The sequence below is a fragment of the Pseudoalteromonas sp. 3D05 genome, from assembly GCF_002723455.1.
GTDB lineage: Bacteria > Pseudomonadota > Gammaproteobacteria > Enterobacterales > Alteromonadaceae > Pseudoalteromonas.
Window position 1 is genome coordinate 248,634 of sequence record NZ_PDUS01000004.1, and the last position, 16,369, is coordinate 265,002.

Genomic DNA, 16,369 nt, shown 5'->3' on the forward strand with positions numbered 1-16,369 from the left:
ACTTTTTAAGTTAATTATACTTCGTCTCAATCGCGCGAATTAATTGCTCATGCAGACCATTAAAACCGCCATTACTCATAATTAAAATATGCTGTTGTGGTACTACGTCATTCACTACTTTCGTAACGATTTCGTTGGTGCTGGTAAAACAATTCATACCAGCTTGCTGAGCTTGCTCATTCAACGACCAGTTAAGATTATCTGGCTCAAATAAGTAAACCTCATCAGCATCCCTCAGCGACGCTAACAGTGTATGTTGATGCACGCCCATTTTCATGGTGTTCGAACGTGGCTCTAAAATCGCGATAATTTTTTCGTCGCCAACCTTAGCACGCAGTCCCGCCAGTGTGGTTTTAATGGCTGTTGGGTGATGCGCAAAGTCATCATACACCTTAATATTTGCGATATCCGCCTTGAGCTCCATGCGTCGTTTTGGGCTAATAAACTCAGCTAATGCGCTAATGCTATGATCAATTGCAATACCCACATGGCGCGCTGCTGCTATCGCCATAATGGCATTTTTAACATTATGCTCACCAATAGCTTGCCACTTAACCGTGCCAACAATTTTATCGTTTAGTAATACAGTAAACTCACTGCCATCACCTTTAAGTAGGTTATAGCCCCAGTCACCGCCCAATGTTTCGCTTTCACTCCAGCAACCTTGTTGTATGACTTCATCTAGGGCGAGCTCGTCACTAGGCCAAATGACTTTTCCACTACTGGGTAATGTACGCATTAAATGGTGAAACTGTTTTTTTATTGCATTTAAATCGTCAAAAATATCAGCATGATCAAACTCTAAATTATTTAAAATGAGCGTTCTGGGCAAATAATGAACAAACTTACTTCGTTTATCAAAAAAAGCCGTATCGTACTCATCAGCTTCAATGACAAAAAAGGGCGTTTCGCCAACACGCGCTGACACTCCGAAATTTTGCACAACCCCACCAATTAAAAACCCGGGTTTTAAGCCCGCATATTCTAATATCCACGCAAGCATACTGGCGGTGGTTGTTTTGCCATGCGTTCCAGCAACAGCAAGTACCCAGGAGTCTTGTAATAAGTTATGTTTTAACCACTCAGGACCCGATGTATATGGAAGGCCTTTATCTAACACGTATTCTACACACGGATTACCACGACTCATTGCATTGCCAACTACCACCATATCTGGTGCAGGCTCAAGTTGGGCGGTGTCATAACCTTGGGTGAGTTCAATACCGAGCGACTCCAGTTGGGTGCTCATTGGCGGGTATACGTTTTGGTCAGACCCTGTTACAGTGTGACCCAATGATTTAGCGATTGCGGCAATACCACCCATAAATGTACCGCAAATTCCCAAGATATGAATATGCATTTGTGTTCCTTTGCTGCATTTTTAGGTGCGCAGCACAATTAATATTAGCGATAATAGGCCTGATATAATGCCAAATTTAGCGCCTAGTTACCATTGCCATCTCGCACAACACCTTTGCAAAAAAGTGACACATAAACAGTAATTTCAAAAAAGTTCATTGCCAACGGTTTAAGTGCGCAAAAATCATGCGTCATTTTTTATACAAAACCTTAAATAAAGCTCAATTAACAGACTAAGTTATTTATAAATAATTTAGTTTTAGTTAATAAACAAAGTGAGTCAGCTCAAGAAAACAGCTTGCAAATAACCATGTAAAGCCATGATTACAAATTAAAAACTATAAAATCAAAACCATACCAAAAAATACCCATAATAAATACAAAATACACAATTAAGAAACAATTGATACATTCCCTCCTTTCAAGACTCAATTTAGGTACTGTGATAAAACATCTGCAAGTTACATTTACTTACATTTTCTGACGTTTATTTGGTGTCAGCCAAAACTGGCTCAGTAGTGAAAGTAAATAAGTTCCATCAAGTTTTAATCAGTCTTTAAAGCTTGTCGAAATTAAAAGGTGTTATGTTGAAAAAATTAAATCTTATCGCAGCAGCGGTTAATACAGTACTTGTAACAGGTGCTATTGGCGCATCGAGTGTATTCGCTCAGTCAACGGCAGATGCTAAACCTGTTGAACGAATTCAAGTGACTGGATCCAAAATCAAACGTTTTAACCTAACCTCGCCAACGCCTGTGACTGTGATCAGCGGTGTTGAGATGGAAAACCAAGGTATTACTAACGTTAATGATTTGCTTGCAGAAATGCCACAGGCGACGGTTGGCTTATCACCAGAAACAACGACTAATACTATTTATGCGTCAGGTCTTAACACAACCGATCTTCGTGGTTTAGGGTCAGAGCGTACATTAGTACTCGTTAATGGTCGTCGTTTTGTACCAGGTTCTGTGGGTGACACTGCGGTTGATTTAAACAACATTCCTACCACAATGATTGAGCGTATCGAGATTGCTACAGGTGGTGCTGCAGCCGTTTACGGTGCAGATGCTGTAGCGGGTGTTGTAAATATCATTACTAAAAAATCAATGGATGGAATTGAACTTGATGTTTCTACTGTACGTCCAGAGCAAAGTGGCGGCGAGCAAAACAACTTCTCAATTACAGGTGGTATGGAAGGCGATAAACTCTCTTTTATTGCTTCATTTAATTACACAGAAAACAAAAGCTATGGCAAGCTGAGCCGTGATTTTTACCGCAACCCTGTTAACTCGTACGCAAACCCGGCAAATACCAGTGGTGACGACGGTATCCCTTCACGTGTTGTTTTAGGCCAACCAACTGGCCTTGCTTACTACTCAGAAGGTGGTGACTTTTTTACCAAAGACGCCTTTGCTGATAACGGCTATGACAATCACCACTACACTTTTGATGCAAATGGTAACCTAAAACCGTTTGACTATGGTTTAGGTCGTATTCCAAACCCAGGTGTTGGGCGAGACGCTACAAGCTACTTCCAAGATGGTCAAAATCAAGGCGATGGTGTTTTTGGCCACGGCTATAAAGATTACTTTCAAACGCCACTAGAGCGTATGATTGCTTCAGCGTATGGTACTTATGAACTTAATGACGACCATGCACTTACTTTTGACTTTACTTATTCAAAAACTGATGCAACCACAGAGAGCTCTCCTGCCTTCTTCCGCCATACAATACGTCGCGACAATGCATTTGTAAAAAGCGATATGGCTAAAGTAATGGACGACAATGGGCTAACATCAGTCACACTTCGCCAAGCTAACGAAAACTTATGGGGCGATCGTGCATATAACCAAGAGCGTGAAGTATTCCGTACTTCAATCGGCGCTGAAGGTATCTTAAACGATGACTGGGGCTACTCTGCTTACGCACAATTTGGCCGTATCGAGCAAGATACTCTTTGGACTGGCGAAGTATTAACGCAAAACTTGGCTAACTCTATTGATGCCGTTGAATACCAAGGCAATGTAGTATGTGCTAAGCGTAATGCAGATGGCGAAGTTATTGGGGCTATTGAAGGGTGTACACCATTTAACACAATGGGCGCGACTTCGGCAACACAAGCACAGCTAGACTATATAGCGACTGATGCAACGCGTTTTGCACAACACGATCAAGCCGTGTTTGCTGTTACTGTAGATGGCGCCTTATTTGAACTACCAGCAGGATATGTTGCTGCGGCCTTTACTGCTGAGCACCGCCGCGAGTCAGCAACTATTACACCGTCTGAAAATATGGAAAAAGGCCTGATCTTTGGTAACTCAAGTTCACCAATGGACGGCGAAATAGATGTAAACGAACTTTCAGCTGAAATTTCAATTCCATTATTAGAAGAAACCTTCCTAACAACGGATTTAACCCTTGAAACAGCATTTCGTTACATGGATTACTCGGTAACGGGTGAAGATAATGCCTGGAAGATAGCCCTAAACTGGGGTGTAACTGATGAGTTACGTTTACGCTTAAACCGTTCTAAATCAGTACGCGCTCCCAACCTAGGGGATTTATTTACGCCTAACTCAAAAACGTTTAGCTCAGGTCGCGCGGATGTGTGTAGAGCTGATTCTATCGCTGAGTCAGGCAGCAAATACAAAGATAACGTAATCAAAAACTGCCAAGCTGCTGGCCTGCCTCAAGGTTGGATGCCTTCTGAAGAGTGGTTAGCTGGCGGTAGTCTTCCTGGCTATATTCAAGGTAACCAAGACCTTAAAAATGAAACGTCAAACGATTACACAATCGGTGTTATTTACACTCCAGAGTTTATTGAAGGATTAGATTTAACACTTGATTATTGGTCATTTGAAATTGATGATGCTATTGAATATTATGGCCGAGATAATGTTAAACTTTGTTATGAATCAACATCATTAGACAATCTATTCTGTAACAACGTGGAGCGAGACTCTAAAACAGGAGAGATCACAAACTTCTACAATCGACCTATCAATGCTGCAACTGTAGCAATCAAAGGTATCGATGTTGAATCTGCATACCGCACTGAGTTGTTCTCTGGTGACTTGGCATTGAAACTAACAGCAACTTACCTAATAGAGGACAACAATAACTCTACAGGCCGTGCTGAAGATTTTAGAACTGATGTAGGCGAAACAGCTTCACCTCGCTGGAAGGGCCGTTTTAATGCTGTTTATTCTCATGATGACTCAGCGTATGTGCTAACCATGAACTACCGTCATGCAACTGTTAATGATAATGACTGGACCATTGAAGACAACAACTACAATGATATCCCGTCTTACACAACATTTGATTTCATGTACAAAACTTACCTAATGGATGAGCTACAGTTACGTGTTGGTGTTAACAACATCCTAGACCGTGAGCCACCACGTAACCCGTTCACGTACGACGATGGTGAGTTCTTTGATGTTAAAGGCCGCCGTTTATCGCTAGGCGCTAAATACACATTCTAAATGTGTATTAGCTAATAACAAAAAACGCCTTAGCTCAGTGAGCTAAGGCGTTTTTATTTGTATGTATAACTGCCTAAATCATTAAAAATACAATTAAACCAATACCGAGTAATAAACGATAAATAACAAATGGCATCATGCCCATACGTTCAATGATTTTTAAAAACAGAAAGATACAAGCGTATGCAGAAACAAATGATAAACCCGCACCTAAAATTAGCGTAGTCCAATCCACAACTTCATCACCCAACGCTAACTCAACTGTATAGTACAACCCCATCATCGAAATAACAGGAATGGCCAGTAAAAATGAAAAACGTGCCGCACTTTGCTTATTCATTCCAAGCAATAAACCAGCGGTCATTGTAATACCTGAACGTGACGTACCCGGGATCATTGCCATAGCTTGCGCCATACCAATCATAAGGGCTGATTTCCAGTTTAATTGGTAAATTGTTTTTGTTTGCTTGCCTTTCACATCTGCGTACCACAGGAGTAAACCAAATAAAATGGTCGTTACAGCAATAACCCATGCACTGCGCAAATATAACTCAATTAAATCTTTGAAAATTAACCCGAGTACAGCAGCAGGAATAGTCCCCAAAATAATCCACCAGCCGAGTTTGCTGTCATCGGTTGCACCTTGTGTACCAAATGATTTAAACCAGGCACCTAAGATTTCGACTACTTCTTTTCTAAAGTAGATTACAACCGCAACAAGCGTTCCAACATGTACAGCTACATCAAAGGCTAAACCTTGGTCTTCCCACCCTAATATTTGCGAAGGAAGAATCAAGTGTGCTGAACTTGAAATAGGTAAAAACTCAGTCAATCCTTGGATCAGGGCTAAAACAATAATTTCTATAATACTCATGGGTTAGTAAACTCCACCTTCCATAGTTTTTGATTGGGGTTATTGTAATTACTCCATAACTGGGCAATCGTTTGCTCAGCAACAGGGTGATAAAAATTTGGGGCTATTTCTGCCAGTGGCTGCAGTACAAATGCATTTTTTGTTATTTCATCGCGCGGAAGTTGTGCTGGTGAGTCGCAGACAATATCGTCGTAAAATAGTAAATCTAAATCCAATGTGCGCGGACTAAACTTCTTATCATTAGCTGTTCGGCCATTTTCTTGCTCAATATTTTTGAGTAACTGACATAACTGCTCGAGCGGCATCTCTGTTTGCGCACCCACAACAGAATTATAAAAATTGCTACCAGTGAATCCTACTGCCTCACTTTCAAATACACTAGAATGTTCAAGATGGGGGAAATATGATGTTAACGTTTTCAAAGCCTGGCTAATGTAGTGCTCTTTATTTACATTTGAGCCAAGGCTAATATAAATCTGGGCCATATTAATTGGCTGCCTTTTGGCGTGTAATTTCAACACCTACTGTTTGTGCTTGCGCCACCGCGGCAGGTTTACTTACTTTAATCGTTACCTGAGTGGTCTTAAATTCTACTAATATGAGTGCAGCTAGTTGCTCTACAAGCGTTTCTAACAGTTCAACGGGCTTAGCCGTTGTGTGCTCAATAACACGCTCACTCACTTTTGAATAATCTAATGCAAGACTTATATCGTCTGTTGTGGCAGCTGATTTGATGTCGCATAGCATTTCTATATCAAAAAATAAGCTCTGTTTAGTTTCTTTTTCAAAATCATAAACGCCTATGATAGTGTCAACATGTAGTTGTGATATAAAAACCTTGTCCATAACTGCTCCAACTGGAAATTTAAACTCTTTAATGAGTTTACACACGCTATAATTTATATTTATATCATTTATATACTTTTAGCGTGTTTAACTATGAGAAATTTAACAATACAATGTGCAGTAGGTGCAAAGGAATTACCTAAATATTGAACGCACGTGTTTGTGATGTTAATTTTGTCGCCAATGATAGCCGAAAATACATAATTAAAAAATAAGGAACCGCGTGATAGCTGTATTAATGTTAGTTTTAGCCTATTTACTGGGGTCGATTTCATCGGCTATTCTAGTGTCTCGGCTTTTTAAACTACCTGATCCACGCTTGAATGGCTCGAACAACCCAGGCGCAACGAATGTATTTCGCTTAGGGGGAGCTTTACCTGCCGTATTAGTTTTGGTATTTGATATTCTTAAAGGCACGATTCCTGTTTGGGGCGCTTATTTTTTAAAGTTAGATCCGCTAATTCTAGGACTAATTGGTGTGGCTGCTTGTTTGGGTCATATGTTTCCCGTTTTCTTTAACTTTAAAGGGGGAAAAGCGGTTGCAACAGCGTTTGGTACCCTGTTACCGATAGGTTTAACGCTAGGTGGGCTATTAATTTCAACGTGGGTTGCTGTAGTTGCACTCACTCGCTATTCATCCTTGGGAGCACTCACTGCGGTTGCATTAGCACCGCTGTACACATGGTGGATAAAACCATTGTATACATTACCTGTTACGTTTTTAACTGTGCTAATTATTATCCGTCATCACGGCAATATTAAACGCTTGTTCAGTGGGCAAGAGCCTAAAATTGGCGACAAAAAAAAGCCGCCAACTCAAAATGATCACAACGCGAATTAAATCGCCTCAAGACTATCTATTGGCCAACGTGGCTTAGTCTTCATATCAAGGCTTGCAAATTGCCCTGCTTTTAAACGCTGCATGCCTGCGTACGCTATCATTGCGCCATTATCCGTGCAAAACTCAGTTCTTGGGTAATACACCTGACCTTTCATGCCTTGCATTACGCGTTCAAGTTGTGCGCGCAATTGCACATTTGCACTTACGCCACCAGCAATAACAAGGCGCTTAATACCCGTTTGTTTTAACGCACGCTTACATTTGATAACCAGTGTGTCAATGACGGCGGTTTGAAAGGCATGAGCAATGTCGGCTTTGGTTTGCTCAGCATCATCATTATCACGAATCGTGATAGCCGCGGCCGTTTTTAAACCACTAAAGCTAAAATCAAGCCCTGGTTTATCAGTCATTGGTCGTGGAAATATAAATCGCTTAGGCTCACCTTGCTCAGCCAGTTTCGCTAACCGAGGCCCACCTGGGTAATCTAAACCAAGGAGTTTTGCAGTTTTATCAAACGCTTCTCCTGCGGCGTCATCAACAGACTCCCCTAACACTTCATATTGACCAATACCTTCGACTTTAACCATCATGGTATGGCCACCTGAGACTAAAAGCGCAATAAATGGAAACCCTGGTACATCTTCTTCAAGCATTGGAGCCAGTAAATGCCCTTCCATATGATGTACTGCAACGGCAGGAATTCCCCAACCATAAGCCAATGAGCGCCCGATTGAAGTACCAACAAGTAAAGCTCCAACAAGACCAGGGCCTGCGGTGTAGGCAATACCATCAAGATCTTCAGGACCACAACCGGCTTGAGCAAATGCTGCATCAATAAGCGGTAGCGTTTTTCGAACATGGTCACGTGAAGCTAACTCTGGAACCACTCCCCCATAATCAGCATGCACTTTTACCTGACTATATAATTGATGCGCGAGTAACCCTTGCTCATCATCATAAATAGCAATACCAGTCTCATCACATGATGATTCAATGCCTAAAATTCGCACTGCAACTTTCTCCTAACGAGTAGATTTACTTAGATTAATTTTATAACGCTAAACCAATGTTTGTTTGGCCATCAGCAATGGCATGCTGCTTAAGTGATTTAACACTTTGTGACGTCACTCTTCCCATCTGCTCAACATAATCAATCATTTCGCTGAGTACATCAATTTCATATTGCATAAGGGGATGCTCTCGCACCGTTTTGTTATCAGCAATCTCACCTTCAACGGTGAGTTGGTATTCAATAAAACGTGCCACCGTCGCTTGCGATATTTTACTTATGCTAACGAACTCACTGCCATCTTGAGCAATTAAACCATGCATTAAACCAAGTAAAGCGGTAGCAGCATCTATTGCTGGGTAGGTTCCAAACATGTCAAAGTCTGCTAACTCAGGTACATTAGGTTCAATTTTTTCAATTTGTTTTTCTAAATCAATTTTACTTTTAGGTAAAAGAATTTTTTCCCAGCATACATTAAGTGCACTGCGCAGCGTTGTTTCATCACCAAACCCTGTCGCTTCACTAAATAAACCGTAATTTGGTAGCATTCGCTCAATAAGTGCTGCGGCTAACACCGCTTGCTGTAAATAGTTAAGCTCTCGAATTCGCTGAAAATTATTCGCTTTAGTCATTCTTTGATGTCCTACAGGACCAACACATTTCAAATGTTGACCCATTATGCTCATTACAATTAGGGCAAACCCAATCAGGAGCGGATTGTTGTTCTTGTGTATAGTTTATCAATATTTCTCGCGCCTGGCGCTCTTTAATCGCATAAACCTGAACACGAACTTCAGTTTGTGCAATGGGTATTTCACCCACCGCACTTTGTAAAGACTCGCCTAACAATTGACAATTCACGTCATTGGCTAAAAGTAAGCCTTTAACAATATTCGCCTCTACAGCATCCGCGGCACTATAAATGGTGAGCCATTGAAATGGATTATTCATTTATTACTTTCCTGTTATTTTATAAGCGAACTCTTTTACTTTCATTTACTTGATTGCTAGGCTGGGTGTTTAAACCTACAGCTATACTGGACCTAGTTATGACCCTCACAACCCCTGGCTTACTCTTTCCTGCAATATCCTTGTTGCTGTTAGCCTATACAAATCGTTTTTTAGTATTAGCGCAATTAATTAGAGAGCTAAATGCCCGTGAAGGGAAAACGATTCGCCCAATTGTCGTAGAGCAAATAGCGAACCTCAGAAAGCGTATTAAACTTATAAGAACCATGCAAGTTTATGGTGTAGCCTCATTTTTAATGTGTACTATTTCGATGTTTGCATTATTTATTGAGTTTAAAACCGTTGGCGTAGTCCTCTTTGGTATTAGCCTAGGATGCTTAGCTTTGTCACTTTTAACCTCTTTATATGAAATTCATATTTCCTGTGATGCTATAGAGATCGAGTTGAAGAATATTGAAAAAAAACCACACAGCAAACAGGCAGACTAAAAAACAGACACTATACTCTATATGTGAATAATTAAACTTAAGGGTATTCATTTGAGTGACTTTTTATTTTCAAATGAGGTAATTCAAGAGGCCACACTTAATAGCGAGCCCGATTTTTGGGATGTATTAGTTGTCGATGATGAAGATGACATTCATCAAGTGACCAAATTGGTATTATCCGGCTTTAAGTTTGAGAATAAAGCACTCAGGTTTCATCATGCATATTCTGCCCAAGAGGCCAAGCAATTATTACAACAACACCCTGACTTTTCTGTGGGTTTAATTGATGTTGTGATGGAGACTAGTCACGCTGGGCTAGAGCTCATAAAGTTTATCCGCGAAGATATTAATAATCACGATATACGCTTAATCCTTAGGACCGGACAGCCAGGTGAAGCGCCTGAAGAAGCAGTCATTCGTGATTACGATATAAATGACTACAAAAACAAAACTGAGCTGACCGCTATAAAAATGAAGACGCTGCTTTATTCTGCACTTCGAGCCCACAGAGATATTCAAATTATTGAGCGCCATAAAAAAGGGTTAGAAAGAATAATTACGGCTTCAAGTTCATTTTTAATGTGTGGCAGTGTTAATGAATTTGCATCAACAATTTTAACTCATGTAAAAAATGTACTAGGTTTAGATGAAACCGAAATTTATTGTGCCGCGGCAGTAAACCAGCAAACATCTCCAGCAACTGACTTTGAGTTGCTTGCTGCCTCGGGCGTAAAATCCCTACCAATGAATAGTGATATTCCTGAGAATGTAAAAGCGCTATTTATTGATGCGCATAATCGTAAATCTTCTTATAAAACAAATCATGACTATGTAGGCTATTTCTCTACTCAAGCAGGCCTTGAAGCTATGCTTTACATTCATAAGGGTTCTCAACTAGGAGGCACGGAGCACCAACTTTTAGAATATTTTGCCAACAATATCGCCCTTGCCTACGATAATTTAAAAATGCGTGAAATGGTAAAAGATTCACAAAAAGAGTTATCCTATATTTTAGGTGAAGCCGTTGAAAAACGCTCTAAAGAAACCGGTTCTCACGTTAAAAGGGTTGCCTTATACAGTGAACTTTTAGGCAAGCTATACGGATTAAATGAATTTGAATGTGAAATAATCAAACTGGCCTCACCACTTCATGATATTGGCAAAATCAGCATTCCTGATAGCATTTTAAATAAACCCGGAAAACTGGATGCTGAAGAATGGAAAATCATGCAGACTCATGCTCAAATTGGATACGACATTCTTAACAAGTCCAATAATGAAATTTTAAAATGCGGTTCACTTATTGCCTATCTTCATCATGAAAAATGGGATGGCACTGGTTACCCTAATCAATTAAAAGGAGAAGAAATACATATTACGGGACGCATTACAGCGCTTGCTGATGTCTTTGATGCGCTTGGCAGCGAACGATGCTATAAAAAAGCATGGTTAATGGATGACGTTATAGCGCTTATTAAAGAACAAAGAGGCAAGCAATTCGACCCCAAGTTAGTCGATTTATTCATCGAAAATTTAGCACTTTTTCTACAGATAAATAAACAATACCCAGACTAATGGTTGTAACATTTGTGTAAAATTGCCTTTTCAAATTAGGTACAATGCATTAGTATCTATTAGGTTTATTTCAACTATGTTCGCCTCCGTGTGGCTTACTTATTACAAAGGACTATAAAAGTGAGATTTGAACAACTAGAACAATTTGTAGCACTAGGTCAGCTTAGGCACTTTCGCCAAGCAGCTGAAACAACAAAAATTAGTACATCAGCGTTAACACGCAGCATCCAAACATTAGAAGATGAAATGGGTTACGAGCTAGTTAAACGCTCTACTCGTTCGGTAAAATTAACCACTGAAGGTGAATTGTTTTTAAGCTATGCGCAAGCGGCATTGAATGAACTTGAAGTAACTAAAAAACGTCTATACCAATCTGTTAATGGTTGTTCTGATGAAAAGTTAGTAATTGGCTATACCAATAAAGCAAGTGCGATCGTCCCTGTTTCTTGTGGTCAGTTTTTAGCACAATACCCCCATGTAAAAATCGAGATGCAACTTCAAGAACCAAGTGAATTAATGCGTAAACTTCAGCTTGGTGAAATTGATATTAGCGTATGCTCACAAGCAATTAATAGCATAGGTACTGATATTCATTTACCTGATCAACTTATTTTATTTGTAGCTAAAACTCACCCACTCGCTGAAAAAAGTGATATTAGTAAACAAGATCTTATTGACTACCCAATGTATGGCTGTTTCTCACAGTCTAAGCAAATCCAAGCCATGTTAAACGAAGCTATTGAGGGGCTAAATAAAACACCGTCAATTAAAGTGGGCAGCATTGAGCAAGTGATGGATGGTTTATGTAAATCAAATCACTTTGCAATTGCCAGTATTGAACATGCTAACACAGTTGCAGAGCATACTGGTTTGGTGCAATTGAAAACAAATAAGGATTTAACGCAAGAACAACTGATAGTTAAAACAAGCCACCATGTCCCTCAGGGTGACCATGTAAATCAGCTGCTTTCACTTATTAAAAAGACAGCGCTGTCTATTAGTGAATAAACATAAATCAAAAGCCTGATTACTTCAGGCTTTTTTTGCTTCTTTTTAGTAGATTTAAGTTCGCGTAAACGGCTTAATAGGCTAAACTGGCTAACCTTTCATACTTAGTACGTAAAATGATCCCCTATTTCATTTCAGAAATCTATTTAGATGATATCGAGAAGCACGGTTTTACAATAATTCACAATGCGGTCTCTAAGACCCTCATTGCTCAACTCATGCTTGATTGCTATAGAGTAAACCCTGACTTTAATATTGCGGGTATTGGTCGAAAAAGTGATTTACACGTTGATAAAACTATCCGTAAAGATAAAACATTTTGGTTTGATGCCAGTAGCGAGGCACAGATTCATTACTTAGCGCTTATGGAAGAAATGAGGGGAGTACTGAATCGCAGTTTCTTTTTAGGCCTATTCGACTACGAATGCCATTATGCTAAGTACCTTAATGGGGATTTTTATAAAAAACACTATGATGCATTTAAGGGTCGTTCTAATCGTATTTTTACAACGGTACTATATTTAAATACTCCTCCTAGTGGGGGCGAATTAGTAATCTACAAACCGCAAAGCAAGCAAGTCGAGGTTAATATTAAACCTCAAGCAGGCACGCTCGTGATGTTTGAAAGCGATCGCTTTATGCATGAAGTACTTCCTGCTGTCGATGATCGTTACTCTATCGCTGGTTGGTTTAGAATGAATACGTCTATCAGCGGAATTATTGATCCTCCTCGTTGACATTTACTCACTTAAAAAGTGAGTGGCAAGGAGGCTGCTAATCCAATAAATATCACTAGCCCTACATAGTGGTTATTCAAAAATGCTTTAAAGCACTGCTCTCTTTTACGCCTATGTATTAACCACTGCTGGTAAATTAAAAAGCCAGACGCTACACATAAACTAAGCCAATAATAAAAACTTAGTTGATAGATAACTCCTACAATCGCAAGCAACCCTACAAAACAACAATTAAGTAAAAAGATCACCGCTCTATCTGCAAAGCCAAACAAAATCGCCGTTGATTTAACCCCTATTTTTAAATCATCATCTCTATCAACCATCGCATACATTGTATCGTAAGCAACTGTCCAAATAATATTAGCCAAAAACAGTAGCCATGCTGCAACTGGAACATAACCGCTACATGCCATATATGCCATGGGTATCGCCCAACTAAACGCAGCCCCCAAAACCACTTGCGGTAGATGGGTAAAACGCTTCATAAAAGGATAACTAAACGCTAATACAAGCGCTCCTACCGAGAGCAAAATTGTTTGCCAGCTTAGTAACAATACAAGCCCAAAAGCAATGCTAATCAGCAACGCGAATAAGCTTAATGCTTCCCCACTACTCACCAGCCCAGCGGCGAGTGGTCGCTGAGCCGTGCGCTTCACTGAACCATCTATTTTGCGATCAGCAAAATCATTGATCACACACCCGGCACTACGCATCACAAACACGCCTAAAGTAAAAACAACAAAATTTACTAAGCTAGGAACGCCTTGACTTGCAAGCCAAAGAGCCCAATAAGTAGGCCAAAGAAGCAGTAACGTTCCTATTGGTTTATCTGTTCGCATTAGTTGCTTGTAATAGGGTGTGTGTGCAACTTTTAATGAAGCAAGTTTCATTGGTATATAAAGGCCTTAGGTAAAAATATTTCACAAACCAAAAAGCGGTTTTGCGCTAGAGAGAAAACACTCCGGCGCCCCCACAATGTTCGCTTTCCCTCGGAAGGTTGATCTATCAATTGCTGCACTGGGTGATGCTCATCAAAACAGGCGACTTCAATTTCAGTGCGTTTTAAATCAGGGTGTTGGAAAATGACATCACCTAACGGTTTATCGCCCAGCTCAAGTAATTGCTGCTGTTGCATACTTTTGGTTACGGGCAACCAGCTTTGCGCATAAACCATTGGCTGATTATTACACCAAAGTAATACTTCGCGGTTAACGCCCTCTTTATACTGACCATCGAGTAACGATTGTTGCTCAACATTTAGTTTAAATACTTTTTCACTGAGCACTTGCACATGAAAGTTACAGCCATGATGTTTTAATTTAGCCGTTAGTGAATTCGGCTCAAGTAGCCAATCTTTCTCATGATGAGTAAGCGGCTTAACAGTGGCACCATGCTGCCAATTAGCGTTCAATGAAAGGGGGAATGTAATCACGATATCTCTACTTAATAACAACCGAGTAAATGATACCACTGGCGGCTGTTATGAAAAAGTGATGATTAATGAATATAATAGCCTCTTCAGCCTGTATATTAATTGGTATTACGTATAAACTGTTAATCATGGCAGGAATATGGATTACTTTACTTAATATGAAAAAAACGCTCTACGCAAGCATTTTACTCTTAACAATGTTATTTGGTTTATTAACCAGCTTTACTAGCCGTGCAGAGTCAAACGTCGGTTACTTTGGTTTTGAGCCTGATATTATTGCTAATTACATTGCTCAGAATAATAAAAAGCTAGGTTACGTTCGTTTAACAGTAGATTTAATGCTAAGTGATATGGCTAATATTGCTGTTGTAGAACACCACACACCATTGCTTCGTGATGCGATTATTGAAATTTTATCAAAAGAACCTGAAGAAAATATCAAGTCACTGACAGGGCGTGAAGAAATTCGTAAGCGTTGCGCGCAAAGACTAAAAACCCTGCTCAAACAAGAAACAGGGCAAGAGATTATTCGTGAAGTACTATTTACTAAATACCTTTACCATTAGTTTTTTTAGTTATAAAAAATTGTGCGGTTAGTGCATAAGCCATGCCACTGAGTAATCCACCTAAATGTGCCCAGTTAGCCATGCCTACAGGCAACATCTCAGCAAAGCCCAAAATAAGCCAAATAAGCATAAAACCAATAATCGCATTACTTACAAGTGCAGGCTGTTGCGGGTTAAGGGCACTGTATATCCAGCTATACCCTAATAAACCATAAACCACGCCACTTAAACCACCAAAGTTAGGGCCTACCATTAGAAACTCAGCCCAATTACTAAACAAAGCGGTTACTAAAAACAAACCTATTAACGTGCTTTTACCAGCAAGCTTTTCAATACCGTCTCCCAGTGAGATCCACCAGATAATATTAAAAATTAAATGAATCGCACTAAAGTGCACAATAGCAGGCGTCAACCAAGTAAGGGGCTGATTAGGGTTAAATTGTAATACACCATAAATTGACTCAAAACCACCGAGTAAGAAAGCGATATAAATACCTACACATAATAAAGTGACGGTTTGGTTGAGCCAGCTAAGTGCTTTAAAGCGTTCTTTTAAATTAAGTGACTGCCCTTGGTAACTAAGAGGCGATTGCGTGTTACCAACCTGCCACGATGCATCTTGATAACGGGTATGGTTAGGGTTTTCAACAAACTCTTGCCATAAAGGTTTAGCTTGATGAAAGTGCTCGGGGGCAATACAAATAATCACATTTTGGCCATCACTCGAGCGCAATTCGCCGCTAAGCCCTTGGCTTTTTATATAGTCGATAAAACCTTGCGCCGCGCGAGGATTATTAATACTGCCAAGCTCTATCATTTTTCAACTAGCTCCGGCAACTGTACTTCCCACTGTGTAAACCCGCCGTCCATACTATATACGTCTTCAAACCCTTGCTCTGATAAGTAGTTAGCAGCACCTTGCGAACTCATACCGTGGTAACAAACAATAATGATTGGCTGATCAAACTCTTTGTTCATCATAAATTCGCCAATGTTAGTATTCGACAAATGCTCAGAGCCAGGAATGTGGCCTGCTTGATATGAATTAGGATCACGAATATCTGCAATCACCACGTCTTCTTTATTAAGTAGCTCTTGAGTTTGGGCGATTGAAATATGTTTAAATGCCATTGCTGCCTCTTAAAATAATACTTTTTTGTCCCGTCCTGAAATAGGT

General features: G+C 40.0%; 18 protein-coding genes. 7 read left to right on the forward strand and 11 right to left on the reverse strand.

All coding sequences use genetic code 11. From position 1 onward, the window contains the following. Nucleotides 1-10 precede the first annotated feature (10 nt). Nucleotides 11-1,360: a UDP-N-acetylmuramate:L-alanyl-gamma-D-glutamyl-meso-diaminopimelate ligase gene (gene mpl / locus CSC79_RS06655; RefSeq protein WP_099295050.1), complete on the reverse strand. Its 1,350-nt coding sequence runs from the start codon at nt 1,358-1,360 to the stop codon at nt 11-13. Between the two features lie 583 nt (nt 1,361-1,943). On the opposite strand from mpl, the gene CSC79_RS06660 reads away from it, so the two are divergent. After that, the gene (locus CSC79_RS06660) at nt 1,944-4,847 is read left to right on the forward strand and encodes a TonB-dependent receptor (RefSeq protein ID WP_099295051.1); all 2,904 of its coding nucleotides are present in this window, start codon (nt 1,944-1,946) and stop codon (nt 4,845-4,847) included. 73 nt (nt 4,848-4,920) lie between these two features. On the opposite strand, the gene CSC79_RS06665 is transcribed toward CSC79_RS06660, so the two are convergent. Genes CSC79_RS06665 through folB form a run of 3 tightly spaced genes read right to left on the reverse strand, consistent with a single transcriptional unit; the run spans nt 4,921 to nt 6,567 of the window. After that, nucleotides 4,921-5,721, reverse strand: coding sequence for an undecaprenyl-diphosphate phosphatase (locus tag CSC79_RS06665; RefSeq protein WP_099295052.1), 801 nt, complete (start codon nt 5,719-5,721; stop codon nt 4,921-4,923). After that, on the reverse strand, nt 5,718-6,206 hold the full coding sequence (gene folK / locus CSC79_RS06670) for a 2-amino-4-hydroxy-6-hydroxymethyldihydropteridine diphosphokinase (RefSeq protein WP_099295053.1): 489 nt from the start codon (nt 6,204-6,206) through the stop codon (nt 5,718-5,720). The genes CSC79_RS06665 and folK overlap by 4 nt, the downstream gene beginning before the upstream one ends. A 1-nt stretch (nt 6,207) precedes the next feature. Beyond that, nucleotides 6,208-6,567, reverse strand: a complete 360-nt coding sequence (gene folB, locus CSC79_RS06675) for a dihydroneopterin aldolase (RefSeq protein ID WP_099295054.1) — start codon at nt 6,565-6,567, stop codon at nt 6,208-6,210. 223 nt (nt 6,568-6,790) lie between these two features. Between folB and plsY the strand changes: the two genes are divergently transcribed. Continuing rightward, the gene (gene plsY, locus CSC79_RS06680; RefSeq protein ID WP_099295055.1) at nt 6,791-7,408 is read left to right on the forward strand and encodes a glycerol-3-phosphate 1-O-acyltransferase PlsY; all 618 of its coding nucleotides are present in this window, start codon (nt 6,791-6,793) and stop codon (nt 7,406-7,408) included. Here the strand turns inward: plsY and tsaD are convergent. The 3 genes from tsaD to CSC79_RS06695 are packed head-to-tail and all read right to left on the reverse strand — an operon-like array spanning nt 7,405 to nt 9,368. Further along, nucleotides 7,405-8,418, reverse strand: a complete 1,014-nt coding sequence (tsaD, locus tag CSC79_RS06685) for a tRNA (adenosine(37)-N6)-threonylcarbamoyltransferase complex transferase subunit TsaD (RefSeq protein WP_099295056.1) — start codon at nt 8,416-8,418, stop codon at nt 7,405-7,407. The genes plsY and tsaD overlap by 4 nt on opposite strands. A 40-nt stretch (nt 8,419-8,458) precedes the next feature. Beyond that, the gene (locus tag CSC79_RS06690; protein WP_099295057.1) at nt 8,459-9,049 is read right to left on the reverse strand and encodes a YjaG family protein; all 591 of its coding nucleotides are present in this window, start codon (nt 9,047-9,049) and stop codon (nt 8,459-8,461) included. Next, a complete protein-coding gene (locus tag CSC79_RS06695; RefSeq protein ID WP_099295058.1) occupies nt 9,042-9,368 on the reverse strand; it encodes a DUF2007 domain-containing protein in 327 nt (108 codons plus the stop codon). Before CSC79_RS06695 ends, CSC79_RS06690 begins: the two co-directional genes overlap by 8 nt. Nucleotides 9,369-9,466: 98 nt before the next feature. Here CSC79_RS06695 and CSC79_RS06700 point away from each other — a divergent pair, with 98 nt between their 5' ends. The 4 genes from CSC79_RS06700 (at nt 9,467) to CSC79_RS06715 (ending at nt 13,194) form a co-directional block, all read left to right on the forward strand. Then, entirely contained in the window at nt 9,467-9,874 is a 408-nt protein-coding gene (locus CSC79_RS06700; RefSeq protein WP_099295059.1) for a DUF2721 domain-containing protein, read from the forward strand. Nucleotides 9,875-9,925: 51 nt separating this feature from the next. Next, complete coding sequence (locus CSC79_RS06705; RefSeq protein WP_099295060.1) at nt 9,926-11,449, forward strand: DUF3369 domain-containing protein; 1,524 nt, start codon at nt 9,926-9,928, stop codon at nt 11,447-11,449. Between the two features lie 120 nt (nt 11,450-11,569). Beyond that, complete coding sequence (locus tag CSC79_RS06710) at nt 11,570-12,457, forward strand: LysR family transcriptional regulator (protein ID WP_099295061.1); 888 nt, start codon at nt 11,570-11,572, stop codon at nt 12,455-12,457. Nucleotides 12,458-12,573: 116 nt separating this feature from the next. Next, a complete protein-coding gene (locus CSC79_RS06715; protein WP_099295062.1) occupies nt 12,574-13,194 on the forward strand; it encodes a 2OG-Fe(II) oxygenase in 621 nt (206 codons plus the stop codon). 11 nt (nt 13,195-13,205) lie between these two features. Here CSC79_RS06715 and ubiA read toward each other — a convergent pair whose 3' ends face one another. Together ubiA and CSC79_RS06725 are read right to left on the reverse strand one after the other, a co-directional pair. Then, a complete protein-coding gene (gene ubiA / locus CSC79_RS06720; protein ID WP_099295063.1) occupies nt 13,206-14,084 on the reverse strand; it encodes a 4-hydroxybenzoate octaprenyltransferase in 879 nt (292 codons plus the stop codon). After that, nucleotides 14,081-14,626 (reverse strand): chorismate lyase, encoded by a 546-nt coding sequence (locus tag CSC79_RS06725; protein ID WP_099295064.1) that lies wholly within the window; start codon nt 14,624-14,626, stop codon nt 14,081-14,083. Before CSC79_RS06725 ends, ubiA begins: the two co-directional genes overlap by 4 nt. Before the next feature lie 158 nt (nt 14,627-14,784). Here CSC79_RS06725 and CSC79_RS06730 point away from each other — a divergent pair, with 158 nt between their 5' ends. Next, nucleotides 14,785-15,192: a flagellar basal body-associated protein FliL gene (locus CSC79_RS06730; RefSeq protein ID WP_099295078.1), complete on the forward strand. Its 408-nt coding sequence runs from the start codon at nt 14,785-14,787 to the stop codon at nt 15,190-15,192. Here the strand turns inward: CSC79_RS06730 and glpG are convergent. Both glpG and glpE read right to left on the reverse strand, forming a co-directional pair. Then, complete coding sequence (gene glpG / locus CSC79_RS06735; RefSeq protein WP_099295065.1) at nt 15,173-16,009, reverse strand: rhomboid family intramembrane serine protease GlpG; 837 nt, start codon at nt 16,007-16,009, stop codon at nt 15,173-15,175. The genes CSC79_RS06730 and glpG overlap by 20 nt on opposite strands. Further along, nucleotides 16,006-16,323, reverse strand: coding sequence for a thiosulfate sulfurtransferase GlpE (glpE, locus tag CSC79_RS06740; protein ID WP_099295066.1), 318 nt, complete (start codon nt 16,321-16,323; stop codon nt 16,006-16,008). The genes glpG and glpE overlap by 4 nt, the downstream gene beginning before the upstream one ends. Between the last annotated feature and the right edge of the window lie 46 nt (nt 16,324-16,369).